General features: G+C 59.7%; 19 protein-coding genes. 7 read left to right on the forward strand and 12 right to left on the reverse strand.

From position 1 onward, the window contains the following. Positions 1-31: 31 nt before the first annotated feature. The 6 genes from ABIB42_RS03490 (at position 32) to ABIB42_RS03515 (ending at position 10295) form a co-directional block, all read left to right on the forward strand. A complete protein-coding gene (locus ABIB42_RS03490) occupies positions 32-1897 on the forward strand; it encodes a glycosyltransferase family 2 protein (RefSeq protein ID WP_429247901.1) in 1866 nt (621 codons plus the stop codon). A 16-nt stretch (positions 1898-1913) separates the two neighbouring features. Continuing rightward, on the forward strand, positions 1914-4253 hold the full coding sequence (locus ABIB42_RS03495; protein WP_429247902.1) for a glycosyltransferase: 2340 nt from the start codon (positions 1914-1916) through the stop codon (positions 4251-4253). 79 nt (positions 4254-4332) lie between these two features. Further along, on the forward strand, positions 4333-5808 hold the full coding sequence (locus ABIB42_RS03500; protein ID WP_429247903.1) for a DUF6212 domain-containing protein: 1476 nt from the start codon (positions 4333-4335) through the stop codon (positions 5806-5808). After that, positions 5808-8378, forward strand: coding sequence for a glycosyltransferase (locus tag ABIB42_RS03505; protein WP_429247926.1), 2571 nt, complete (start codon positions 5808-5810; stop codon positions 8376-8378). Before ABIB42_RS03500 ends, ABIB42_RS03505 begins: the two co-directional genes overlap by 1 nt. Positions 8379-8404: 26 nt before the next feature. Continuing rightward, positions 8405-9034, forward strand: a complete 630-nt coding sequence (locus tag ABIB42_RS03510) for a class I SAM-dependent methyltransferase (RefSeq protein WP_429247904.1) — start codon at positions 8405-8407, stop codon at positions 9032-9034. Between the two features lies 1 nt (position 9035). After that, on the forward strand, positions 9036-10295 hold the full coding sequence (locus ABIB42_RS03515) for a hypothetical protein (RefSeq protein ID WP_429247905.1): 1260 nt from the start codon (positions 9036-9038) through the stop codon (positions 10293-10295). A 112-nt stretch (positions 10296-10407) separates the two neighbouring features. On the opposite strand, the gene rfbC is transcribed toward ABIB42_RS03515, so the two are convergent. The 6 genes from rfbC to ABIB42_RS03545 all read right to left on the reverse strand — a co-directional run bounded on the left by rfbC (position 10408) and on the right by ABIB42_RS03545 (position 17426). Further along, positions 10408-10950: a dTDP-4-dehydrorhamnose 3,5-epimerase gene (gene rfbC, locus ABIB42_RS03520; protein WP_429247906.1), complete on the reverse strand. Its 543-nt coding sequence runs from the start codon at positions 10948-10950 to the stop codon at positions 10408-10410. Beyond that, positions 10950-11843, reverse strand: coding sequence for a glucose-1-phosphate thymidylyltransferase RfbA (rfbA, locus tag ABIB42_RS03525; RefSeq protein WP_429247907.1), 894 nt, complete (start codon positions 11841-11843; stop codon positions 10950-10952). Before rfbA ends, rfbC begins: the two co-directional genes overlap by 1 nt. Beyond that, positions 11840-12745, reverse strand: a complete 906-nt coding sequence (rfbD, locus tag ABIB42_RS03530) for a dTDP-4-dehydrorhamnose reductase (RefSeq protein ID WP_429247908.1) — start codon at positions 12743-12745, stop codon at positions 11840-11842. Before rfbD ends, rfbA begins: the two co-directional genes overlap by 4 nt. Beyond that, positions 12742-13818, reverse strand: coding sequence for a dTDP-glucose 4,6-dehydratase (rfbB, locus tag ABIB42_RS03535; protein WP_429247909.1), 1077 nt, complete (start codon positions 13816-13818; stop codon positions 12742-12744). The genes rfbD and rfbB overlap by 4 nt, the downstream gene beginning before the upstream one ends. A gap of 270 nt (positions 13819-14088) precedes the next feature. Further along, on the reverse strand, positions 14089-14667 hold the full coding sequence (locus ABIB42_RS03540) for a hypothetical protein (RefSeq protein WP_429247910.1): 579 nt from the start codon (positions 14665-14667) through the stop codon (positions 14089-14091). Positions 14668-14849: 182 nt separating this feature from the next. Then, positions 14850-17426, reverse strand: a complete 2577-nt coding sequence (locus ABIB42_RS03545) for an EAL domain-containing protein (protein WP_429247911.1) — start codon at positions 17424-17426, stop codon at positions 14850-14852. Between the two features lie 309 nt (positions 17427-17735). On the opposite strand from ABIB42_RS03545, the gene ABIB42_RS03550 reads away from it, so the two are divergent. Then, on the forward strand, positions 17736-18785 hold the full coding sequence (locus ABIB42_RS03550; RefSeq protein WP_429247912.1) for a M35 family metallo-endopeptidase: 1050 nt from the start codon (positions 17736-17738) through the stop codon (positions 18783-18785). A 145-nt stretch (positions 18786-18930) separates the two neighbouring features. Here the strand turns inward: ABIB42_RS03550 and ABIB42_RS03555 are convergent, their stop codons facing one another. From ABIB42_RS03555 to flhF, 6 genes are all read right to left on the reverse strand, one after another. Then, positions 18931-19434: a hypothetical protein gene (locus ABIB42_RS03555; RefSeq protein WP_208279123.1), complete on the reverse strand. Its 504-nt coding sequence runs from the start codon at positions 19432-19434 to the stop codon at positions 18931-18933. Between the two features lie 98 nt (positions 19435-19532). Further along, positions 19533-20288: a flagellar motor protein MotD gene (motD, locus tag ABIB42_RS03560; RefSeq protein ID WP_071361625.1), complete on the reverse strand. Its 756-nt coding sequence runs from the start codon at positions 20286-20288 to the stop codon at positions 19533-19535. A 14-nt stretch (positions 20289-20302) separates the two neighbouring features. After that, positions 20303-21046, reverse strand: a complete 744-nt coding sequence (locus ABIB42_RS03565; RefSeq protein WP_005665823.1) for a flagellar motor protein — start codon at positions 21044-21046, stop codon at positions 20303-20305. Continuing rightward, complete coding sequence (locus ABIB42_RS03570) at positions 21028-21756, reverse strand: RNA polymerase sigma factor FliA (protein WP_005665822.1); 729 nt, start codon at positions 21754-21756, stop codon at positions 21028-21030. Before ABIB42_RS03570 ends, ABIB42_RS03565 begins: the two co-directional genes overlap by 19 nt. Positions 21757-21802: 46 nt before the next feature. After that, entirely contained in the window at positions 21803-22624 is an 822-nt protein-coding gene (locus ABIB42_RS03575) for a MinD/ParA family ATP-binding protein (protein ID WP_219865007.1), read from the reverse strand. Continuing rightward, positions 22617-23993 (reverse strand): flagellar biosynthesis protein FlhF, encoded by a 1377-nt coding sequence (gene flhF, locus ABIB42_RS03580; protein WP_219865008.1) that lies wholly within the window; start codon positions 23991-23993, stop codon positions 22617-22619. The genes ABIB42_RS03575 and flhF overlap by 8 nt, the downstream gene beginning before the upstream one ends. Positions 23994-24480 lie beyond the last annotated feature (487 nt).

The following is a 24480-nucleotide window of genomic DNA, read 5'->3' on the forward strand; positions in this document are numbered from 1 at the left end:
GGCCGCCGAATACGTATGCCGCCGCTTGCCCATGAACCGCATTCCCGCCATCCTGCGCGCCAAGATCCTGCAAACGGCCTATCCGTTCATGGCCTCCCGCGCCTGGCACGCCGCATGGCTGAGTGAAGCGGAGAATCCCCTGCTGCAGGACGTCATGCTGCAGGCCTGGCTGAAGGACGGCGGCCGCGCCGACGTCGCCAGCCTGGGCCCGGCCTTCCTGCCCGCGCGCTGCCGCGCGGGGCGCCACGAAAGCCTGATGCCCATCCTGCGCGCGGCCGGCGTCACCCATACCGGCGCTTGCTGGAAGAACGACGACGCAATCGAGGCGATGGTCTTCCTCGGCAATGGCGCGCCACGCGCGACCCTGCTGCTGTCCGACGAGACCACCCAATACCAGTTCGAGGTGCCCGGCGACGGCGCCCGCGTGCGCTTGACGCCGCCGCGCCCCGGCGCCGTGTGGTCGATCACCCTGCTGCAACCCGACGGACGCCGGCAACTGCTGCCCGGCTCGCCGCTGGCGTTCTACGAGACGCCGACCATTCGCGCCGGTGCACAGCCGGCCGCGACCAATCCTGCCGATACCGATATCCGGCCGGTATCGGTCGTGATCCCCGTCTACCGCGAGCTGGCGCTGGTGCGCGCCTGCATCGAGAGCGTCAAGACCAGCCTGCCGCTCAACAGCACGCCGGCCCGGATCGTGGTGGTGGACGACTGCAGTCCGGAACCTGCGCTGTCGGCCTGGCTCGACAAGCAGGCAGCAAGCGGCGCCATCACGCTGCTGCGCAATGCCTGCAACCTCGGCTTCATCGAAACGGTCAACCGCGGCATGCGCGCCCACCCGGACCATGACGTGTTGCTGCTCAACGCCGACACCCAGGTGCATGGCGACTGGATCGACCGCCTGGCGCGCGCGCTGTATGCGACGACTGACGTCGCCTCCGTGACGCCATGGACCAATAACGGCGAGATCAGCAGCTTCCCGGTGATGAGCCAGGCCGCGCCTGCGCCTGACACGCGCGAACTCGCGCTGCTCGACCAGGTGGCGGCCGAGGTGCGCGCCGCTCCGGGTGGCGCCGACATCGAGCTGCCGTCCTGCTGCGGTTTCACGATGCTGATCCGGCGCACGGTGCTCGACGCCATCGGCATGCTCGACGGCACCGCGCTGATCCGCGGCTATGGCGAAGAAGTCGATTGGTGCATGCGCGCCCGCGCGGCCGGCTGGCGGCATCTGCAGGCCACCGGCGTGTTCGTAGCGCACGAAGGCACGGTGTCGTTCCGTGCCGAGAAGTCGCTGCGCGTGGCGCAGAACCGGGGCGTGGTGGTGGCGCGCTATCCCGACTATTACTCTGAATTTACCGCGTTCCAGCGCGGCGATCCGTTGGCCGGTGCACGCCTTCAATTCCGCGATGCGCTTGCACAGTCGCGCGCGGCTGGATGGCTGCGCAAGGCCGATGCGGCCCAGCATACCGCTGCCTTGCCGCAGACCGTGGCGAAGAAACCCTTGCCGGCGACGCTGCCGGCGCTGCCTTCATCGGTGCAACGCATTGCCGTCTGGCGGCACGATCCGCTGGCGCCAGCGGCGCGACAAGTGCTGGCGCTGGCGCGCATGCTTGCAAGCCGTCCGCAGCTGCGGTTGCGGTTGCTGGTCATTGGCGACTCAAGCGACGCGCTCGTGCACACCGGCGTGGTCGACCACGTGCCGGAACTCGAGGGCGACGCCCTGCCGCTGCTGGACGATGCGCGCCTGCTCCAGGTTGCCGGTTGCCGCGCCGTGCTGACCGATAATCCTGCGGGCCTGCCTTCCAAGCTGCGTCCCGTGCTCCTCGACGACGGCTTTCATGCCGCCGCCTGGCTGAACGACTGGCTTACCCGCAACGCAGGCGCCAAGGCCGCCTGATACCTGCTTTCCCTGAATGAAAAACGAATCCGAAATTCTTGATGAGGCGACTGTCGGCGCCGCGCGTTGGCATGGCGCGCTCGATGGCATTTATAAACAGCTGGTGTACGGTTGGGCCTTTGATCGCACTCGTCCCGACGCGCGCGTGATCGTTGAAATCTGCCGCGACGATGTGCCGGTCGCCTGCATCCTCGCTGATGTGGCGCGCACCGATCTAGCTGAGCAGCTGGAAGCGTTGGGCGCCCCGGACCTTTGCCACGGCTTCGTGGCCGATCTCGGCGCGCTCCTGCCGTCGTCTGGCGGCGTGATCTCGGCACGCGTGGCTAACACCGAGCTCACGCTGGCGGGCGGCTTCCGGCTGGAGGAATCGAAAGCCCCGCCGGTAGCCGCCATGAATACCGTCGTCGGAGACGGCGGGCTGCGCCTGCATGGCTGGGCGCTCGATCCGGCCGACCAGAAACGAACCGTGACGGTGCGCGCCTTCGTCGGCAACGAGATGGTGGCGCAAGCCGCCGCCAACATCATCCATCCGTCGATGCGCGGCTATGTCGACGGCGCGCATGGCTTCGACCTGGCCCTGCCAGCGTCGCTGGCGGATGGCGCCGTGCATAGCGTGCGCGTGGTCGATGACGAGGGACGACCGTTGAACGGCAGCCCATTGACGATCTGCTGCTCGATGGATGGCCTGGTGGGCTTGCTGCCGGACGATGCCGACGAACTGCTGCTGAAAGTGGCGGATATCTATCAGCGCCACCTGCCGCGCAGTCTTCCCATGTCGGCCTGGCCGGAGTGGTCGGCACGTTTCGATCGCGAAGGGCCGGACACCCTGCCGACACTGACGACGGCCGTGATCGTGACCGGCGCTGGAGATGCGACGGCGATGGAGCGCACGTTGGCCAGCTTGCAGTCGCAGCACGGCATGGCCGTACAAGCTTTCTCCGGCCAGCCTTTCGCGGCCTTGCTGGCGCAGGCGCTGGAATCAAATTGCGATGTGGTCTGCTCCGTGCGTGCTGGAGACACTCTGGCACCGCACGCACTGGCTTGGGCGTTGGAAGGATTCGCGCTGCCGCAGGCGCAGGTGGTTTATACCGATAGCGAAACTAACAGTACGCCCTGGTTCAAGCCGGCGTGGAATCCCGACTATGCGCTGGCTAGTGATTATCCGCTTGACCTGCTGTTGGTTCGCCGTGACGTGGCGCACGGCCTGCAGAAAGTACATACGCCTGCCGATTTCGCATGGTCCGCATTAGCGTCGGTGTGGTCGCAGGGTGCGACGAGCACGGTCCACGTTCCACGCGTGTTATATAAGATGCTGTCGCCGCTGAGCGAGGACGAACGTAGCGCGCGCTTCGCCGCTGCTTCGCGCGCCCTGCTAGCAGTAGAACCGCAGGCGCGGATCGCTGAGCTAGACAAGCTGCCGCCGGGCGTGACGCACGCCGCACGGCGCGTGGTCCATCCGCTACCGGAGCGCGCGCGCGAAATGACCGTCAGCCTAGTGATTCCCACCCGCGACCGGGTCGATTTGCTTCAGCGTTGTATAAGCACTATTCGACAGTTCACTGCATGGCCAAAGCTCGAGATTATCGTGATCGACAATGGCTCGCAGGAGGAAGAAACGCATACTTATTTTGCCGAGGTCGCGCAACAGGGCGTACGCATTCTGCCGATGCCAGGGCCGTTCAATTATGCCGACCTAAACAATCGAGCAATCGCGCTGGCCAGCGGCGAAATCGTTGGCCTCGTTAATAACGACATCGAAGCACTGCACGAGGGATGGCTCGAAGAACTCATAGCGCAGCTATTGCGTCCCGGCGTTGGCGCGGTGGGCGCAAAGTTACTGTGGCCAAACGGCATGGTGCAACATGGCGGTATCCTGCTCGGTGTAGGAAATGTGGCAGGGCATTTCGGCAATCGACTGGCTAATGCGGATTGGGGCGATCATGGACGGAATCAGCTAGTGCAACAGGTTAGCGGATGTACGGCCGCATGCCTGTTCTTGCGTCGTCAAGATTTTCTTGATCTCGGTGGGATGGATCCGAGTACATTTCCGGTCGCGTTCAACGATGTCGATCTGTGCTTGAAGATACGTGCGGCAGGAAAGGCAATTATTTGGACTCCGTATGCAAAGCTGTTGCATGCGGAGTCGGCTAGTCGGGGGAATGAGGATACGCCCCAGAAAAAGGCGCGTGCGCAGCGGGAAGTGGATTCCCTTCGCAGCAAATGGGGACAAATTTTAGCGCAAGACCCAATTTATCACCCCAGTCTAAATCTTGACCCCAATAGCCACGCATTCGGTGGATTGGCGATCCCACCAAGATATCGCACCCCCCGCTTACCAGACTCAGTTTTTAAATAGCATGTCGAAAAATTGCTCAAATTTGCATTATAAAAATTAAATCAACACTAGCTGAACCGGAAAATAGATAACCCAAGCCATGAACAGTCCTGATTATTACTTGCTCGCTCTGTCGACTGAAAAAAACCGTTTTATAGATATGGAGCTCGCAAGCTTCATAAAGATAGTGTTCATTAAAAACGAGAACGAAAAAATTGAACTTGAGATGGTGAATGGCGAAAAACTCGACGTTGGTTTTTTACTCACAATCTCGCACCTAATTCTCGGACGGGTAACATGGGAAAACCATTCAAACGAAGCATTTGAGAAACTCATTCCAAAACTACCAGTTAGTTGCGCACATAACCTTTGCCTAGCTAAAAATCAGCCATTAAGCAATTCGAGCAAATTATTAGCAATCTGGATTCAAGAACAATTACAATACTTAGCGGCACGCTTTGCTGGCGAAGTAGTAAAATTGCAGCGTTCGTTGATTGCAACACGACAAGCACACGAGAGAACACAATTAGCTTTTTCATCTCTGGAAAACTACATCCTCCATCATGCACCGGCTGCTAGCCGGATATCCTTCTCCGCAGATCAGACCGCATATTATTATCCAGAAGATTTCACTGCAGCTCCAGTTTCAGCTTCACAAGTCTTGCCAGTTTCTTCGCAGGGATTTTCTGGCATAGAAATTTTTTTCGCAGTCCCAGAAAGGAAAGTTTCTGGGCACATTACTATTTCAGTAACCACACGTGAATCGGAGACGGTTCTTGGAATTTGGACGGTTGAATTTTCGCACCTGCGAGAGGGGTGGAATCTATTCTCGCTATCCGAAACCCCTAATAACCCATCAGAATCGCTGCTCTTACAAATCAATTGGCAGCCTGCATCTGAAGGTTTAATGCCCGGCACTGCTTTATCCTGGCACCAACCGATGAACGATTATCGTTTAAAATTCAACTCAAACGATACTCCGCCGTTGCGTTCATTGGCATTCCGCTGCGTTTCCTATCTTCCTGGGCTTCGAATGCCCACCATGCTAGATGCTTTTTATCCAAATTCTCCAAAACCGAAGAAATTGATGCGTGCGAAATATAAAAGCACATTTCAAGCAACTGTTTTGGTTAGCGGGAACGGCCCTACCACAGCTCAGCTTGTTCAACCTCTTGACGGGGGCTCACGCCTCCTCGTGCATCCTCCAGCCGAAGGTGTAACGATTGCACTGCTTTCCGTTGATTGCCCAAAGGAAGTGGCAAGAATTTCCGCATCAGTTAAAACAGAGAATAAAGACGCAAGTGATATTTGTTACAGCATAGCGCTTGTTCCTAAGAATACTGATTTTTCGAATATCATGAAGGTTTTTGAAAACCCACAATCACTTACTGGATTCTCGGGGTGGCATGTGGTTAAAGCAGGAATGGAAGCGTCAGTACATTTGATGACGAGACCATTGATAGAATCCCAACATATCTTATTGATGACCAAGCTCCCCCCTGGTGCATCGATAGAAAATGCATGGGCAACATTCCAAGATCTAGAATTTTTCTCTGAAACTGTGGAGACTGCTTGATGACGTCGACACAAAAGATTGAAATTGCAATTATCCTTCCGGTTTTCAAACACAGCGTCTTAGTTGCCGAGGCGATAGAATCCGGTTTGCAACAGATCACAAATTTCGACTATCGAATCGTCATCATTAACGACGGATGTCCTTATGTCGAAACGGATCTGGTTTGCAGCAGTTATGCAATAACTCGTCCAGAAAAAATTGTCTATATTAAAAAACCTAACGGTGGATTGAGCTCTGCACGCAACGCCGGTATCGACTACGCAGTTAATACTTGGAAGAGCCTTAAAGGTGTATATTTTCTCGATGCCGACAACCGGCTTCACCCAAAGGCGATGCAGCACGGCTATGACGCATTGGCCGCAAGAGGATTTACCGGGTGGGTATATCCGGACATTGACATGTTCGGCTATCCTTGGTATGGCGATTTTTCGGGAGAGTATTGCAAACTCACTCACCTTGGTAGAAATATTTGTGAAGCCGGCAGCATGGTCAGCCAGCAGTTACTAGCGAAGGGCGTGCGCTTTGATGAAAACATGAAGTTAGGATTTGAAGATTGGGATTTCTGGCTTTCCGCACTCGAAGCTGGCGAATCCGGATCCCACTGCCCATCTTTCGGTTTTATGTATAGGAAACGTGCAGAAAGCATGCTTGCTGACTCGAATCGAGACAGTGAAGAAATTCTTTCATACATGAGAAGGAAGCATTCGCGACTTTATAAGAAAAAATCGGTCCTCCAAACTGAAAACGACGAATTGCCTCGCTACTCGATTATCCTAGAGGATACAAACAAAGTTGTATTCGCCACTGATCCGCGCCATCCAAATAGGGAAATCTCTATTGACGAGTTTGAGGATATGTGGTGGGCCACGACGATGGCGCCAGCAAGAAACAAGCTGCCTAGCTTTGTCGTAACGTCAAGTCAACGTACTTTAGATTTACTTGAGAGAAACGGATTGCTGCATTGGACTCTCTGGCGGTTAGAAGATGCAGTTACTCGAGGCACCCCTATCGCGCTCGCAACAGTTGCCAAAACACTTAACGCAAAAACAATCGGAATCAGTAGTTCGTCTCAACATTATTCTGGTGGTCAGAGATACGCAGACATTGCGATGATCTCTTCGAGAATCTTACATAGTGCGGTTGTTGATACAAGCGCAAAGTGGTTGTCATCGTTATCCACCATGACTCCTGAAATGCAAGTTTTCGACTTAGCGCTTCAACTCGAAATCCCCCAAGATCATCGGCAATACCGCGGTGCAGTAAGTGGTCTATTGAGACGTTATACTCAGCTGAGAGAGTCAAGCTCTTCTAAGGGAAATCAAAATCGCTGGCTGTGGAAAGACGCGGGAATTCCTTCCCAATTTGATGGATTTACTCGCGCTCGAGAAGCATGCCAAATTTCTGCCACACTTTACCCTCGTGTTAGCGACGGCGAACAACGCGATGTGGCCTTTCTCGTTCCACTGCTGAAATTCGGTGGCGTTGAAAAAGTTGCACTCAATGTCGCTCGCGAGATGGCATCCAACGGATGGCGTATTACATTTGTAATAATGGATGATAGCCATGCTGTTATCAATAAAAAAGAGTACGGTTTTGTCGATAGCATTATCTTCTTGGATTCTGGCACTTGCACCAACTGGGACGGCCAATCCTATTATGGTACTAACAATGATAGCAGAGCCGAAAAGAATGATTTAAGCCGATTATATGGCTTGTTAGCGAGCATGGATCTCGTGATCAATAGCCACAGCGCGATGGCTTCCGGCGCTATGGGACAGTTACGGCGTTTTGGAGTGAAAACTGCTAACTACCTGCATGTGACTGACCTTACCGCATATGGCCGACCTGTCGGTCACTCGTATCTGGGCCTAGCTTACGAACACGCATATGATTATTTCCTGACATGCTCGAATCAAATGGCAGACTGGTTGCATGGAATGGGGGTTCCTGAAAGCAAGATCATACCTATTCCAAATGGCCCAGGATATCCGATTCATCCAGATGCACTTTTAGCACTCCATGAAAGAAAACAATATTTTTCAATAAGTAGAGATCTAAGAATATTATTTATTGGTAGATTCGATGGACAAAAAGGTCTTGAGCGCGCATTAGAACTAGCTGCCCACACTAAGAACTGTTCGCTGCCCGTTGAATGGCGCTTTGTTGGTGGAAATGTGCTCGACAAATCCTCAGAAAATATACGTAATAAAGAGGTCCTAGCCAATTGCAGTGCACCACCCGCATATGACGCGAGCCAAATTTCGGAACATTATCTTTGGGCAGACATAATTTTCATGCCGTCGCATTGGGAGGGTCTCCCACTCACTGCAATCGAGGCAATGCGTCTGGGCTGTGTTCCGCTCACTACCGAAGTCGGTGCAATTAATGAGCTCATTGAGCACACGATTTCAGGATTTACACTTAAGAACTATAGTCTCAGATCCGCCACACAGATAATTCAGGATATTATTTATGGAAAAATCGACTTAGGTACAATGGCAAATAATGCTATCGCGACAGCTATATCTCGGAATTGGGAGGTTGCCAACTCCTTTCAGCCAGTTAGTTAACTTGATTAAGAAGGATAAAGACAGATATGACTAAGGATCATTGGGAAAATTACTATCAAAACCAACACGGTGCTACCCCACCTCCATCCCAATTTGCCGCTTTCATTGCAGCAGAGTACGGAAACAATACTCAGATTTTTGATCTCGGTTGCGGAAACGGGCGAGACACAGTGTTTTTCTCTCAGTATTCCTCTAATGTCATCGGCGTTGACGGTTCAGAAGCAGCAGTACATGCCGCAAGTGCACTTACCGACCGACTTGGAAGACAGGCTCGTTTTATACACGCGTTAGTGGAGGACGAGCGCCTACCACAAAAGTTAACTGAGCATAAGCAAAGCGACATGCCGGTTATCCTTTATAGTCGCTTTTTCCTTCATGCCATCACTGCAGAGCAAGAACAAGAATTTTTTAATATCGTTACTGCGCTCTGCAGCTGCCCTGGAGATATCGTAGCCTTAGAATTTAGAACCATCCGCGATCGCGATCTACCCAAAGTCACATCGGCGCACTATCGCCGGTACATTGACCCCATTTCGGTGATAACTGCCGGGTGCAAAATAGGTCTCACTGTCGAATATTTCGTTGAGGGATTTGGATACGCCAAATACAAAAATGATGACGCATACGTAGCTCGAGTCATTTTCAAGCGCCCATAATATGAGCGTTCAACAATTCTTCGAAAAGGTATGCAATTCCTGGCCAAACATTTTTCCAGATCTTGCATGGTCAAAAGATAAACTCACATTCCCGCTCCCGCCCCAGAAGATATCCTCTATACGTTTTGAGCTGCAGGAAAAAGAATATCTCCACCTTAAAGACATGCAAATGTTTAGAGGTGGTGCCGATAATTTTGAAAAAATTGATATCGGAACAGCCGAAATACGCACCAGCTCATGCTTCAACGGCGCGGAGAATTATCTGACCGAGAAAGCATTTGTAAATGGTGCAAATTTCATTGGTTTCCATACTGACCAAGACGAAACCCCTTGGGCAGAAGTTACTTTTCCTGAACCTATCTCGTCGGCATTCCTTCAGCTTTCGAATAGAAATGACAAATATGCGAAGCGATCGAGAACTCTTCGGATCATTTGTATTCTAGATTCCGGCGAAGCTATAACTCTGTATGATGCGGTGGCACGAGTAACAGAGGCCGAAAGATGGCTTCTTCAACAGTACTTAAATATTGTTGGACAGCTCGACGCTCAGTACGAAAAAATCGCAGAACTTTTGATAAACATAGCACGTTGGAATGTGAGTGCAGCTTCTGAAACGTTTAGCACCAACCAAGTCTTCCGACCTTATCGCCATGATTTAAATAAGATTGCTCAGCTCTACAATTTAGAGTTTACCATTCATGGATTGAAGCGGTCTTTTCGATACTGGAGTATCGAAGAGAAGAAGGAGTATTTGCGTTTTGGAAAAACAGTTTCAGAGAATCTAGAAAGTATAGGGGCAAAAGTAGCGTTCGGCTTTGGCGCAGCACTGGGATATGTTCGAAAGGGAGATTTCATTGATCACGATGACGATCTTGATTTAATCGTTGGGTTTGATAAAGAAACAACTCCCTCTTTAACTGTAGCACTCGGACTAATTGAGAAGAATCTAAGATCACACGGATATAAAGTAGAGGGCAACTTCTTCTCACATCGATGGGTTTACTTCAAAAATGGATTTCAGCTGGATATATTTGCTGGGCTAATTGAAGGTGAGAACGTTTCATTTTACCCATCCAGACGCAATGCATATAAAACTCATGATATCTTCCCAGCCGCAATAATGGATTTTCTCGGAGTTAATTCCCCCATGCCAAATAATATAATGGAATATCTAAGAAAAACCTATGGTGCAGACTGGCGAATACCTAATAGCTCATTTGGCCACAGATGGGATGAAAGCGAGTATTCCGATATTAAGTGACGAGGACGCCTCAAAAATAATTCGGAATTCTCATTGTTTTCACAACACTATTAATAAAGGAACCGCTTGCACAAGAACTTAAGATTAACATGATAGAATTGGCACCCGCCTATTATTCAAAAACTTGTGCCGTTACGAATGCCTGACCATTCCTATCCTTAGCAGAGAGAATCGGCTGTTGCCTCGGCCATACGATGCCAAGGGTAGGATCATCCCATGCAATGCAGCGTTCGTGCTCTGGCGCGTAGTAGTCAGTCGTTTTATAGACAAACTCAGCTGACGCCGATAGCACAAGGAAGCCGTGCGCAAACCCTTCCGGCACCCACATCTGCGCCTTGTTCTCCGCGCTCAGGACCTCACCCACCCACTGCCCGAACGTCGGCGACGAGCGGCGCAAGTCCACCGCCACGTCGAACACGCTGCCAGCGACGACGCGCACCAGCTTGCCCTGCGGCTGCCGGATCTGGTAATGCAGGCCGCGCAGCACGTTGTGCGCCGATTTCGAATGGTTGTCCTGCACGAAGGTGACTTGCCGGCCGATCGCTTCCTCGAACCGGCCCTGGTGAAAGCTCTCGTAAAAGAATCCGCGTTCGTCACCGAACACGCGAGGTTCGATACGCAGGACGTCGGGAATGGCCAAGCGGGTAATCTGCATCAAAACACCGTTTCTTTCAAAACACGCAACAGGTATTGGCCGTAGCCGTTCTTTTTCATGGGGTCCGCCAGCATCTCGAGCTGGGCGGCGTCGATCCAGCCCTTGCGGTAGGCGATCTCTTCCGGACATGCCACTTTCAGGCCTTGCCGGTGCTCGATCGTCGCGATGAACTGGCTCGCATCGAGCAGCGACTCGTGGGTGCCGGTATCGAGCCAGGCATAGCCGCGGCCCATGATCTCGACGTGCAGCTTGCCCATTTCCATGTAAAGGCGGTTCAGGTCCGTAATCTCGAGCTCGCCGCGCGCGGACGGCTTGAGCGTGCGCGCCAGCCGCGCCACGTTCTCGTCGTAGAAGTACAGCCCCGTGACCGCGTAGTTCGAGCGCGGCACGGCTGGCTTCTCTTCCAGGCTCACGGCCTTTCCTTCGCGATCGAATTCGATCACGCCATACCGTTCGGGATCCTGGACATGATAGGCGAAGACGCTGGCGCAATCGGTACGGGCGTTCGCGCGGTCGAGCAAGGTATGGAGGTTATGCCCATAAAACAGGTTATCGCCCAGGACCAGTGCCGACGGCATATCGCCGATAAAGCGTTCGCCGATCAGGAAAGCCTGCGCCAGGCCGTCCGGCGACGCCTGCTCGGCGTACGACAGGTTCAGGCCCCAGCGCGCACCGTCGCCCAGCAGTTGCTGGAAGCGCGGCGTGTCCTGCGGCGTCGAGATGATCAGGATGTCGCGGATCCCGCCCAGCATCAGCGTGCTCAGCGGATAGTAGATCATCGGCTTGTCGAATACCGGTAGGAGCTGCTTCGAGATCGCCAGCGTCGCCGGATGCAGCCGGGTGCCGCTGCCGCCGGCCAGGATGATGCCCTTGCGTTTCACGGGTTCGCTCATAGGTTTCCTTGCGCCGACAACTCGGCGATCATGCGGTTCACGTGGTGGCGCCAGTCGGGCAGCACCAATCCGAAACTCGCGCAAAACTTGCTGCAATCCAGGCGCGAGTTCGCCGGTCGCATGGCCGGCGTCGGAAATGCGCTGGTAGCGATCGGCTGCACGGCATCCGGCGCCACTTTCAACACCGCGCCATGCGCCTGCGCCTGCGCCAGCACATGTCTGGCATACGCATGCCAGGTGGTGCTGCCGCTTGCGGCGACGTGATAGGTGCCGGACAGGCGGCGCGCGTCGGCCCCCAGCGCCGCGATGCGATGCAGCGCCAGCGCCGTGGCATCGGCCAGCAGTTCGGCGCCGGTCGGCGCGCCATGCTGGTCGGCGACCACGCTCAGGGCGTCGCGCTCCTTTGCCAGGCGCAGCATGGTCTTGGCAAAATTGCCGCCGCGCGGAGCGAATACCCAGCTGGTGCGCAAGATCAGGTGCATGGCGCCGCTCGCGCGGATCCGTTCCTCGCCGTCGACCTTGGTCTGGCCATACACCGACAGCGGATGGACGGCGTCGGTCTCGGCCCACGCGCCCTCTTTCGATCCGTCGAACACATAGTCGGTCGAATAGTGCACCAGCCAGGCGCCGCAGGCAGCGGCTTCCTCTGCCAGCACGCCAGGCGCCACGGCGTTGCAGGTCCGCGCGGCCACCTCGTCGCTTTCCGCCTTGTCGACCGCCGTGTACGCAGCGGCGTTGACGATGATATCGGGCGCGAAGCCGCGAACCAGGCCGCGCAGCGATTCGGGATCGCTGAAATCGGCCTCGGCGCGGCCGCAGGCGCGCAGCTCGCCCAGCGGCGCCAGCGCGCGCTGCAGTTCCCAGCCAACCTGGCCGTCCTTGCCGAGCAAAAGGATCTTCATGTGCCGGTGCGCCCTTCCGCATATTGGCGATCGATCCACTCACGATAGCCGCCGTTGGTGACGTTGTGCACCCATTCCCCGTTCGCCAGATACCACTCGACGGTCTTGCGGATGCCGGTTTCGAACGTCTCGGCCGGACGCCAACCCAGCTCGCGTTCGAGCTTCCCGGCGTCGATCGCATAGCGGCGATCATGTCCCGGGCGGTCCTTCACGAAGGTCATCTGGGTCGCGTAGGAAGCGCCATCGGCGCGCGGGCGCAACTCGTCGAGTATGGCGCACAGCGTGCGCACCACGTCGATATTGGCTTTCTCGTTGCAGCCGCCCACGTTATAGGTCTCGCCCAGCTGACCATCGGCCAGCACGCGGCGAATGGCGCTGCAATGGTCGGTCACATACAGCCAGTCGCGGATCTGTTGGCCGTCACCGTAGATCGGCAGCGGCTTGCCAGCCAGGGCGTTATGGATCACCAGCGGGATCAGCTTCTCCGGGAAGTGGTAGGGACCGTAGTTGTTCGAGCAGTTGGTCGTCAGTACCGGCAAGCCGTAGGTGTGATGATAGGCGCGCACCAGGTGGTCCGACGCCGCCTTGCTGGCCGAGTACGGGCTGTTTGGCTCGTAGCGGTTCTGCTCGTTGAAGGCTGGCGCTTCGCTCGACAGCGAGCCATAGACTTCGTCGGTGGACACGTGCAGGAAACGGAATGCCGAACGCGCATCTGCCTCCAGCCCGCTCCAGTACGCCCTCACCGCTTCCAGCAGATTGAAGGTGCCGACGATATTGGTCTGGATGAAAGCGCCCGGCCCTTCGATCGAGCGGTCGACGTGGCTTTCGGCCGCGAAGTTCAATACTGCGCGAACCTGATGTTCTGCCAGCAGGCGCGCCACCAGGGCGCCATCGCCGATGTCGCCGCGCACGAAGTGGTGGCGTGGATTGCCTTCGAGGCTGGCAAGATTCTGCAGATTGCCGGCATAGGTCAGCTTATCGAGATTGATGACTGACTCGTCATGCTGCGCCAGCCAGTCGATGACGAAGTTCGAGCCGATAAAGCCCGCTCCGCCCGTCACGAGGATGGTCATTCCTGCGATTCCTGGGTAGTTGGTTGGACATCGAGCCGGGCCGGGGCGTCGGCTCGCGTCTGAAAATTGTCATTGACGAGAACCATTCGGTCTCGAGACCGGTGGCGCAACAGGGAGCCTGCTGCGATCATGCTTCACGTGCGTACATGCATCCGTTTGGTCGTGCTGGAGATTGCAAACATAGTATCCAGCACCATTGTCCGAGCGATCGAGAGATTTTGTCAATGCGGAAGCACTGCGCATCCCACCCTGCCATGCCCTGCGGCCGGGCTAGATTCCGTTCGCCGGCCGAGTCTTTCTGGTGCGGCACTCCATCGCATAAGCAGTCTTGTAAGGCTGGTCGAAGCAGTTCTGCAAACCTTCGACCACGTCGATATTCGGCGGCCAGCGCATGTTCAGGGTCTGGCCGTCCGCCGTTTTCACCTCGAAGTAGCCATCCTTGATGACCAGCTTCTCCCCGGGTGGCGGCGCGAGTGCGGCAAGCCGCTGGCGCGCCTTTTCGAGAGCGGCCTCTTCCCGGCCCAGGAAAGCGACCGTGGCATCGACGTACGCCTTCCAGCCGCCCTTGTCCTCTTCTCCCGGTCCGCGCGAACGCCGCATCAGGTCGATCGCCTGCGCATACTGGCCGGCAAAGGCGCGCATCTGCCCTTCGTGCCAAAGCAGCATGGTGGAATCGTTCTTGTGCAGCTGGCGGTAGTCGCGCAGCAGATCGGCCGCCACCAGTTCGCATTCGCCGCCCTTGTCGGCGATCGCGCGCCAGCCGCCGCTCAAATCCTGGTCGAAGCTGTCCTCGTCCAGGGCCAGCAGGCGCGCGCGGTCGTGAAAGCATGCGGCGCTGGCCGCTTCCATAGGCTGTGGCTGGGCCGCGCTGTACGCTGGTAGCAGTGCAATCGCGAGAACGGGGATCAGGATCCGGAATGGCATGGAAGGCTGGCGGGTTCAAACAACGTGACAGGATACCAAAATAGTTCGATGAAAAATGCGTGCTTTCTCACGCACTGGGCATAATGCCCGCGGCAAGCCGCCCGCTTTCACGCCGCCTCCGCCGCCTTCAACAACACCTCGATCCCCTGCGACTCCACCGGCCTGCTGAAACAATAGCCCTGCATCTGGTCGCACCCATGCTCGTGCAAAAAGGCCAGTTGCTCCGACGTCTCCACCCCTTCCGCGATCACGTTCAGCTTCATCGAATGCGCCAGCGCGATCACCGCGTTGACGATCGCGGCGTCGTCCGCATCCTGGGTCAGGTCGCTCACAAAACTGCGGTCGATCTTCAGGCTGTGGATCGGAAAGCGCTTCAGGCTCGCCAGGCTCGAATACCCGGTCCCGAAATCGTCGATCGCCAGCTGCACGCCCATGTTCGCCAGCCTGGCCATGGTCTCGGCGGCGGCGGCCGGGTTCTGCATCAGCACGCTCTCGGTGATCTCCAGCGTCAGCCAGCGCGGATCGCAGCCGGTCTTGTTCAGCAACTCGGCCACGCGCTGGGCCACGTCCTGGCCCAGGAACTGGCGCGCCGACAGGTTCACGCTCACGCGCACCGGCGGCAGGCCGCGGCGCAGCCAGGCCACCTGCTGCGCCATCGCGGTTTCCAGCACCCATTCGCCGATCGGCACGATCAGGCCGGTTTCCTCGGCCAGCGGGATGAAGTCCGATGGCGCCACCATCGGCCGGCCGTGCGGCTTCCAGCGCAGCAGCGCTTCCACGCCGCTCACGGCGCCGCTCGCGATGTCCACCACCGGCTGGTAGTGCAGCAGGAATTCCTGGCGCTGCAGCGCGCGTTGCAGCGCGCCTTCCATGCGCAGGTGTTCCACCGACTGGGCGCCCATGTCGGCGACGTAGAAACTGTAGTGGTTGCCGCCCGTGCCTTTTGACTGGTACATGGCGCTGTCGGCGCACTTGAGCAGGGTTGCGGCGTCCAGGCCGTCGCGCGGATACATCGCGATGCCGATCGAACCGGTCGGGAAGACCTCCTGCCCGCACAGCATCAGCGGCTGGAACAGGTTATCCAGCAGCTTCTGCGCCACCTTGGCCGCATCGTTTTCGCCGCCCAGCTCGGGCAGCACCACCACGAATTCGTCGCCGCCCTGGCGCGCCACCGTATCGCTCTCGCGCAGGCTGCTCGCCAGGCGGCGCGCGATCTCGACGATCATCTGGTCGCCGGCATCGTGGCCCAGGCTGTCGTTGACGTGCTTGAAGCGGTCCAGGTCGATGAACATCACCGCCACCTGCGTGCCGGCGCGGTGCGCGTGCACGATGGCTTGCGCCAGGCGATCCTGCAGCAGCACCCGGTTCGGCAGGCCGGTCAGGGCGTCGTGGTTGGCCATGCGCAGCAGCGCTTCTTCGGCGCTCTTGCGGCGCGAGATGTCCTCGACCACCGAGATGAAGCGCTGGTTGCCGTTGGCGTCGCGCATCATCGAGACGCTGATGTTCACCCAGATCGGCGTGCCGTCGCGCCGCAGCAGGCGCCGCTCGCGCTGGTAGTCGCCGATTTCTCCGGCGCGCAGGCGTTTTACCAGCGCCAGCTCGTCGGGCAGGTCGGCTTCATGGGTCAGTTGCTGGAAGAAGCGCTGCAGCAGCTCCACTTCGCTGTAGCCCAGGATCTGCGCCATCTTGCGGTTCACGCGCAGCAGGCGCCCGTCCGGGCCCAGCAGTACGATGCCCACCGCGGCCTGGCTGAAGGTGAGCCGGAAGAACTCCTCGCTCTCCTGCAGGCGCAGGCGGGCCTTGCGGCGGAACGTGATGTCCTGGCCGATCAGGAGCAGCATGTGGCCGCCCGCCTGCCGGGTGCGGCGGATGTTGAACTCGACGTAGCGCACGCCGTCGGCGCGGCCGTCCAGCGTCACCAGCACGTTGTCTTGCGGCGCGCCGGTGCGCAGCGCCTCGTCGACGCGCGCCGCCAGCTCGGGGGCGGGCAGCCATTGCTCGAGCGGGTGCCCGGCCGCGGCGGCTTCTTCCGGCGCGCCGACCAGGTCGGCCATCGTGCGGTTCATCGAGCGCACCTTGCGGTCGGCATCCACCACCACCAGGCCGGCCGGCATGCCGTCGATCACCTGTTCCAGGTAGTCGCGGTTCTGGCGCACATTGCGCTGGTCGGCGTGGGCGTAGGTGTCCAGCGCCAGCCCCATGTCGAAGCAGACCACCTTCAGCACCGCATCCCAGGCCTCGATGAAGCGCGCCGGATCGTGGTCCAGCTTTTGCCACAGCAGGCTGGACAGTTCAGAGAGGTATTTGCGGTAGGCGCCGATATACCATTTCGGGTCGAGCCCGATGCGCTGGTGGGTGGCGCCCACGCGCAGGCGCTCGTGGATGTAGGCCGGGCCGTAGTCGCCGGCCGTCAGGCTGCTGAAGTAGCCGGCCTGTGCGCGCCGCAGGCGCGAGGTGGTTTCGCTGTCGGCCAGCAGCTCGCGCAGGCGCGGGAAGGCCAGCAGGTGCGCATAAAAACTGTCCGAGAAGGTGTCGCGCTCCTGGTCCAGCAAGGCGTGCACCTCGCGCAGGACGGCGGCGTCGCGCTCGTCGAATTGCAGAAAACTGCGGCGCGCCGCGATTTCTTCGTCGTCCAGGCCGATCTCTCGTGCGAGGGCGTCGATCATTTCCCGGGTTTCCCTCATGCAATCCTCCGCGCCTGCAAGAACCGCACCGACCTGGCCGTACCACTTCTCATCTGGGTAATCATGGGAAACGCCTCTGGTCAATCGTCTTGACCAAGAATTAATAACCTGCTGGATATCTTAGTTGCATGATAGCAAATAGCTTCATGGCGGTCTGTCACTTACTGGCGATCTGTTGTTTATTTGTCTTAGTGTTTGCCGGCCTATTAACTTGGTTTAAGTCGAGAAGCGATGGACGTTGCATCAGCACAAGATGCAGCGCAGGGATGGGGTGACAGTGGGGAATCGTCATCATTTCAGGAGCCCGCCATGTCCCCCTACCCTCTCTTGCCTTCGGCCGCCGCCGCGGCCCTGGTGCTGGCGTTGTCCAGCAGCCCCGCGGCCGCCGTCGACGTCATCGTCACACCCGTAAAGCCCACCGTCGAGCGCGGCGACGACGTGATGGTGCGCGTCACGCTCACCAATTCGTCGGGCGCCGCCCAGCACCTGCTGCGCTGGCGCACGCCGCTGGATGGGGTGGAAGCGCCCTTGTTCGAGGTGCGGCGCGACGGCCAGCCGGTGCGCTATCTCGGCCGGCGCATCAAGCGCGCGGCGCCCGGTCCGGCGGACTACGTGCGCCTGGATCCCGGCGCTTCGCTCAGCAAGACGGTCGAGCTGTCGCGGCTGTACGAGATGAGCGTGACCGGCAGCTACACGATCCGCTACCACAGCGCGGCCATGCCGGCGCCGGGCGCCGGCGTCCAGGCGGTGGTCGGTGAGCTGGTCTCGAAGCCGGTCAGCATCTGGGTCGACGGCCGCCTGCCGCGCGGCGCCAAGCCGGCCGCCATGGCGCCGGAGCCGGGCGGGGCCGGCCTGAGCTACGCCAACTGCTCGAACGCCCAGCAGGAGCAATTGGTGACGGCGATGGACGCGGGCCGCGCGATGACGGCCGACAGCCACGCTTATCTGACGTCCGGCAAGCAATATGGCGAGCGCTACACGACCTGGTTCGGCGCCCTCGACGCCGCGCGCGGCGCCAAGGTCACCAGCAATTTCACGGCCATCAAGGACGCGTTCGAGAACAAGCCGGTCAAGATCGACTGCGATTGCGACGAGCCGTATTTCGCCTATGTGTACCCGGCGCGGCCCTACACCGTGTGGGTGTGCAGGGCGTTCTGGGCCGCGGCCGTGACCGGCACCGATTCGCGCGGCGGCACCCTGTTGCACGAGCTCAGCCATTTCGACGTGGTGGCGGCGACCGACGACCACGTGTACGGCCAGGCCGGCGCCTCCGAACTGGCGCGCACGGCGCCGGAGCGGGCGATCAACAACGCCGACTCACATGAGTATTTTGGGGAGAATACGCCTGCGCAGCAATGATGGCCGGGCTTTGAATGTTCATTCGTACCGGTGGGGTGGACGGCTATGCCGTCCACGCGTTCAAATCACGGATGCGCGGTGACTCATACGGCGGTTGGACGCGTGGACGGCGGAGCCGTCCACCCCACCGTTCAGCCAGTGGGCTCTACCGCTGCGTAAACGAAAACTTCACCGGAATCGCCGGACTGCTCTTGATGCTGGCCGCATCGAGCTTGCCCAGGCTACTCAGCCACGGCCCGGCATAGCGGATCTCGTAACTGTGCTGCCCCGGCTTGAAGGCATAGGCCTGGGTGATGTCGATCGTGTTCAGGTGGGTGGTCTGCGGCTTGACCTCGAGGTAGTCGGCCGGGCCCGGCGCGGCGCGCTTGACCATGCGGCCGGTGTAGGCCACTTCTTCCCCGGGTGTGCGCAGGTTGAAGCGCGGGGCGGTCAGGTCGTCGCCCAGCGCGATCTCGCGCGGGATCCACACCGACTGGTCGCCGCGGTTCTCGATCAGCACCCGCACCTTGACCGACTTGGCGCCGGTCTCGACCTCGAGCCGGTGATGCACGTTCACCTTGGCCTCCACGGCCTTGACCGCGCCGACCAGGCCGCCCAGCGCCAGCAACGTCGCCAGCACAGCTGCCGGCATGCTTCGTTTGACATGCATCTCGTCTCCTTACGACACGGGGCCACCATGGTTTTCAAGAAAGGCTGCCGCGAGCGCGGCAACCGCCTTTCGATTATGACATGAGTTATCGCTGCAGTTCAGGGAAGAATGTTACCGCCTGTTTCAGGCAAGGCCGCCAGGATGGTCACCGCCACTCGCCGGTTGCGGGTCTGTCCGGCCACGTCCGTGTTCGGCGCCACCGGCCGCGTGTCGGCAAAGCCGATCGCCGACAGGCGCGCCGGCGGCAGGCCGTTGTCGATGAACAGGCGCACCACGCTCGATGCGCGCGCGGTCGACAGTTCCCAGTTCGACGGATACACCGGGCTGGCGATCGGCACGTCGTCGGTATGGCCCTCGACCTCGATGCGGTGGGTATCGTCCCTGAGCAGGCCGGCCACCGCGCCCAGCACTTCGCGCGCCTCCGGGTCGAGCGCCGCTTCGCCCTGCTCGAACAGCACGCTGGCATTGATCTCGACGCTGACGCCGCGCGCGTTCTGGGTCACCCGCACCTGGCCCGACTTCACCAGCGGCAGCAGGGTCGCCGACAGCTCGCGCGCCATCACGCCCATGCGCTCCTGCTCGCGGCGCGCGGCCTCGTTGCGCTTGCGGTTGATGATGTGCGACAGCGGCAGCACCGGCTCGACGTTGGTATTGACCTGTGTGGCCGCGCCGCGTCCGCCGAAGGCGTCGCCCAGGGCGTCGGACAGCACCTGGTACTTGCCCTCGTTGACGATGGAGATCGCGTACATCACCACGAAGAAGGCGAACAGCAAGGTGATCAGGTCGGCGTAGGAGATCAGCCAGCGCTCGTGGTGCTCTTGCGGGACGTCGTCGTCGTAGCGCTTGCGGGCCATGATGTCGCCTGCCGTCAGTGGCGCGCCAGCAGGCTGGCGACGCGCTCGTCGACCACGCGGCCGTGGTCGCCGCTGGCGAGATCGGCGAACACTTCGGCCAGGATCTCGTACTGCGAGACCCGGTCATTGACGATCGCCTTGAGCTTGTTGCCGACCGGGTAGAAGAACAGGTTGGCCAGGCCCACGCCGTACACGGTCGACACGAAAGCGACCGCGATGCCCGAACCCAGGCGCGCCGGGTCGGACAGGTTTTCCATCACGTGGATCAGGCCCAGCACGGCGCCCAGGATGCCGATCGTCGGCGCATAGCCAGCCGCCGATTCCCAGATGCGCGCCGCCTGGCGCTGGGCGAATTCATAGCCGTTGATCTCGTGTTCCAGCAAACTGCGCAGCTTGTCCGGCGCGATGCCGTCGACCACCAGGCGCAGGCCCTTGGCCACGAACGGGTCGGCCTTGTTCATGTACTGCTCCAGCGACAGCAGGCCGTCGCGGCGCGCCGACTGGCTCCACAGCGTGATGTCGCGCGACAGTTTCTGGCGGCCGTTCTTCGGCGGCACGAACACCCAGCGCAGCATGCCGAGGCCGCGCAGGAAGGTGCGGGTTTCGCTCTGCAGCAGCACGGCGCCGAAGGTGCCGACCACGACAATGGCGAAGGCGGCCGGCTGCATCAGCGATGCAAACTTGCCGCCGTCGAGCGTGTAGCCGAGGAAAATGCCGGCTATCGCCAGCACCAGGCCGCCTACGCTGGCCCAGTCCATATATGCTCTCGCAAGGTGGTGCGCAGGCGCGCGACGGCCTGGGTGTGCAGCTGCGACACCCGCGATTCACTCACACCCATGACGGCGCCGATTTCCTTCAGATTCAATTCCTCTTCGTAGTACAAGCCCATCAACAGTTTCTCGCGCGGCGGCAGGTTGTCGATGGCCTCGATCACCGCGTGGCGGAAGTCGGTCTCCATCAGGCCGCGCAAGGGGTCGCTGTCGTCCACCGCGTAGCGGTCGAGGAAGTTGCCGTCGCCGTCGTCGTCATGGAAGTCTTCGTAATAGACCAGCTGGTGGCCGCCCGAGTCGGCCAGCATCTCCTGGTAATCCTCGAGCGAGAGCTTGAGCGACTTGGCCACTTCAGATTCGCTCGGCGGCCGGCCCAGGCGCTGCTGCAGCTCGTGCATCGCGGTCTCGACCTTGCGCATGTTCTGGCGCGTGCTGCGCGGCATCCAGTCGCTGCTGCGCAATTCGTCGAGCATGGCGCCGCGGATGCGCAGCACCGCATAGGTCTCGAACTGCGCGCCATGGTTGTCTTCGTAGCGGTTGATGGCGTCCAGCAGGCCGATCATGCCAGCTTGCACCAGGTCATCCACCTCCACCGAAGGCGGCAGCTTGGCCTTCATGTGGTGGGCAAGACGCTTTACCAACGGCATATGCTCCGTCAGCAAAGAATTCTTGTCCGCTTTCCCTTTGACCGTGTACATGCTGGTGTCAGTCTTCTCTCTGCTTGTGTTCTATTGCCGATGTCGATTACGAGCCAAAGTGGGCCGCGCTCCCCTGCTTGCCGAACTGCGGCATGGCGTGCAGCGCGAACTTGCCTGCCAGCTGGCGAAACGCCACCGACGCGCCGGCCAGCGGGAAGGCGTCGACCACGGCCCGGCCCAGGCGTGCGGCCCGGTGCAGGTACTCGTCGGCTGGCACCGAGCCCATGAAACTGAGCTTGACGGCAAGGTAACGTGTTGCTGCTGCTGACATATTATCGTATACCACCTTGGCCTCTGCCTCTGTCGCACCGGTAACAAGGATACCGAATGGGCGCCGGCCCAGTTGCTGCGACAGCCGCTTGATCAGCGCATAGGCGTTCGTGATCGACGCCGCGCTGGTGGACACCTGCACCACGATCTCGGAATCGAGCATCGAGGCCACCGGGAAATCGCCGTCCGGGCCGAGCTCGGCGTCGACGATGACGATGCCGGTTTGCAGCGCCAGCACGTCGAAGGTATTGCCCAGGCGGCGTGCCTCGGCTGCGGTTTCGGGCGCGCCCATCGGCACCACCGAAAAACCTTGCGGCGCCGGGCGGATCACCTGGTTCAATGCGCTTTCCTGGCGCGCCACCTGCAGCAGCGAAGCGCGCCGGTTCATGCCGAGCCGGCGCGCGACGCCGTATTCCACTTCGCAGGCATCGACGATCAGCACGTCGTTGCCGGCCTGGGCCAGCGAGGCGCCCAGGTTGACCAGCATGGCGCCCTTGTCGTCTTCAGGCGTGGCCGACAGGAAGGTGACCACGCGCGGACGCGGGCCCTGCAGCATGCGGCGCAGGCCTTCGGCCTGGTCGAAATCGAAACTAGCCACGGTTCACCTCGCGCGCGGCTTGTGCCGCAGCCATCATCAGCGGCATGTCGGCTTCGTTTGCGCCGTTGCCGCGGTTGCGGAAAGCGCGGTCGACCAGCAGGTTGCGGTCGGCCACGTGCAGGTCTTCCGGCACGCGCTGGCCGTTCGAGATGTAGTGCAGGTTCAGCTTCTGGCGGATCACGACGTCGAGCACGCCGCCGATCGATGCGGCTTCGTCCATCTTGGTCATGATGGCGCCGTGCAGGCCGCTGCCCTGGTAGGCGCGCACCACTTCGTTCAGCGTTTCGTTGGTCGAGGTCGAGTTCAGGCACAGCAGGCGCTTCACGTCGGCGCCCGAGCCGGACAGCATGGCGACCTGCTCGGCCACCATGTGGTCGCGCTGCGACATGCCGATGGTGTCGATCAGCACGGTGTGCTTGTTGCGCAATTCCTTCAGGGCGATGCGCAGGTCGGCCTCATCCTTCACCGAGTGCACCATCACGCCCAGGATCTTGCCGTAGATGCGCAGCTGCTCGTGGCCGCCGATACGGTAGGCGTCGGTGGTGATCAGGGCCAGCTTGTCCGGGCCGTGGCGCATCACGCAGCGCGCGGCCAGCTTGGCGGTGGTGGTGGTCTTGCCGACGCCGGTCGGGCCGACCAGGGCGTACACGCCGCCCTGCTCCAGCAACGCGTCTTCGTTGCCGATGGTGGTCAGGTTACGCGCCAGCACCGTCTTCACCCAGCGCATGGCTTCCGCGGCATCCTTGGTCGCCGGCATTTTTTCGATCAGGAAGCGCGCCAGGGTGGCCGAGAAACCGGCGGCCAGCATCTCGCGCAGCACGGTCGCCTTGTGCGGCTCGCGCTGGGCGGTGGCGTTCCACGACAGCTCGGCCAGCTGGGTTTCCATCAGGCCGCGCATGGCGCGGATCTCGCTCATCATGCCGTTCATCTCGGCGGCGGCCGATTCCTTGGCCTGGGCGATGGCGGCGCTCATCATCGAGGTCATGGCGCTCATGTCGATGGTCGGCTCCGGGGCCGGGGCGCGGCGCTCGGCGTAGGTCGGGGCAGGTTCGGCGTAGGCTGGCGCGATCGGCGCGGCCGGGGCGGCGTCCTGCAGGCGGCGCGACAGGAAGGCCGGGGCGGCGGCGGGGGCCGCTGCCGGCACTGGGGCCAGGTCGTCGAAGTGCTGCAGTTGCGGCGCCGGCTGGGCCATTTCCGAATCGGCGGCCGGCGCGGCCAGCGAGGCCACGTCATCGTTGTCCAGCGCCAGGATCTCGACCTGGCCGTCGACTGGACGGTTGGAGAGGATGACGGCATCCGGACCAAGGGCTTCGCGCACCTTGCGCAATGCATCTCGGGACGTTGCTGCCGTAAATTTCTTAACCTTCATCTGGTTCTCCGCGCTTCAATCTGGTTCTGCATGACGGGCACGATGCCCATCGATAGGAAGCATTATTGACGATGCCCTCAGGAAACCATCAGGGGAAAAGGATGGGGAAAAGGGCCTATTTCATCGGAATCGGCAAAAGCGATACCTTTTGACCGGATGACAAGCGGAGGGTTGTCGTCAACAGGCGTCCGGGGCCGGGCGATCTTTGCCCCTGAAGAGAGGTCCAAGTATGCAAGACAGGCCGCCTGTCGCTGGCGCCGGGAGGACACCATGGTCAAATCGATTCGACTGTTGTATCGCAACATCCAGGGCCGCGTGCGATGCAATTACAACTGGGACTGGCAAAAGATGTGCGAGCGCTCCGCCGTCATGGTCACCGCCGTCGAGTGGAGCGGTGGGTGCGGCACAGGTGCTGTGACCTATACCCACGACTGCTATCAAAGACGTGAGCAAATGTGCTCAACGTCCTCTTCCTGCCCCGAGCCGT

Origin of the sequence: Massilia sp. UYP32 (assembly GCF_050434365.1) — a bacterium.
In the GTDB taxonomy this organism is placed as follows: Bacteria; Pseudomonadota; Gammaproteobacteria; order Burkholderiales; family Burkholderiaceae_D; genus Telluria; species Telluria timonae.

Coding starts and splice junctions, on each gene's coding strand:
- ABIB42_RS03540 (WP_429247910.1), bottom strand. CDS start 14,667: ATGGAAGCGGCCAGCGCCGCATGCTTTCACGACCGCGCGCGCCTGCTG.
- ABIB42_RS03570 (WP_005665822.1), bottom strand. CDS start 21,756: ATGTACACGGTCAAAGGGAAAGCGGACAAGAATTCTTTGCTGACGGAG.
- motD (WP_071361625.1), bottom strand. CDS start 20,288: ATGGCCCGCAAGCGCTACGACGACGACGTCCCGCAAGAGCACCACGAG.
- rfbA (WP_429247907.1), bottom strand. CDS start 11,843: ATGAGCGAACCCGTGAAACGCAAGGGCATCATCCTGGCCGGCGGCAGC.
- ABIB42_RS03545 (WP_429247911.1), bottom strand. CDS start 17,426: ATGAGGGAAACCCGGGAAATGATCGACGCCCTCGCACGAGAGATCGGC.
- ABIB42_RS03495 (WP_429247902.1), top strand. CDS start 1,914: ATGAAAAACGAATCCGAAATTCTTGATGAGGCGACTGTCGGCGCCGCG.
- ABIB42_RS03565 (WP_005665823.1), bottom strand. CDS start 21,046: ATGGACTGGGCCAGCGTAGGCGGCCTGGTGCTGGCGATAGCCGGCATT.
- flhF (WP_219865008.1), bottom strand. CDS start 23,993: ATGAAGGTTAAGAAATTTACGGCAGCAACGTCCCGAGATGCATTGCGC.
- ABIB42_RS03505 (WP_429247926.1), top strand. CDS start 5,808: ATGACGTCGACACAAAAGATTGAAATTGCAATTATCCTTCCGGTTTTC.
- ABIB42_RS03550 (WP_429247912.1), top strand. CDS start 17,736: ATGTCCCCCTACCCTCTCTTGCCTTCGGCCGCCGCCGCGGCCCTGGTG.
- ABIB42_RS03555 (WP_208279123.1), bottom strand. CDS start 19,434: ATGCATGTCAAACGAAGCATGCCGGCAGCTGTGCTGGCGACGTTGCTG.
- rfbC (WP_429247906.1), bottom strand. CDS start 10,950: ATGCAGATTACCCGCTTGGCCATTCCCGACGTCCTGCGTATCGAACCT.
- ABIB42_RS03515 (WP_429247905.1), top strand. CDS start 9,036: ATGAGCGTTCAACAATTCTTCGAAAAGGTATGCAATTCCTGGCCAAAC.
- ABIB42_RS03490 (WP_429247901.1), top strand. CDS start 32: ATGAACCGCATTCCCGCCATCCTGCGCGCCAAGATCCTGCAAACGGCC.
- ABIB42_RS03500 (WP_429247903.1), top strand. CDS start 4,333: ATGAACAGTCCTGATTATTACTTGCTCGCTCTGTCGACTGAAAAAAAC.
- rfbD (WP_429247908.1), bottom strand. CDS start 12,745: ATGAAGATCCTTTTGCTCGGCAAGGACGGCCAGGTTGGCTGGGAACTG.
- ABIB42_RS03510 (WP_429247904.1), top strand. CDS start 8,405: ATGACTAAGGATCATTGGGAAAATTACTATCAAAACCAACACGGTGCT.
- rfbB (WP_429247909.1), bottom strand. CDS start 13,818: ATGACCATCCTCGTGACGGGCGGAGCGGGCTTTATCGGCTCGAACTTC.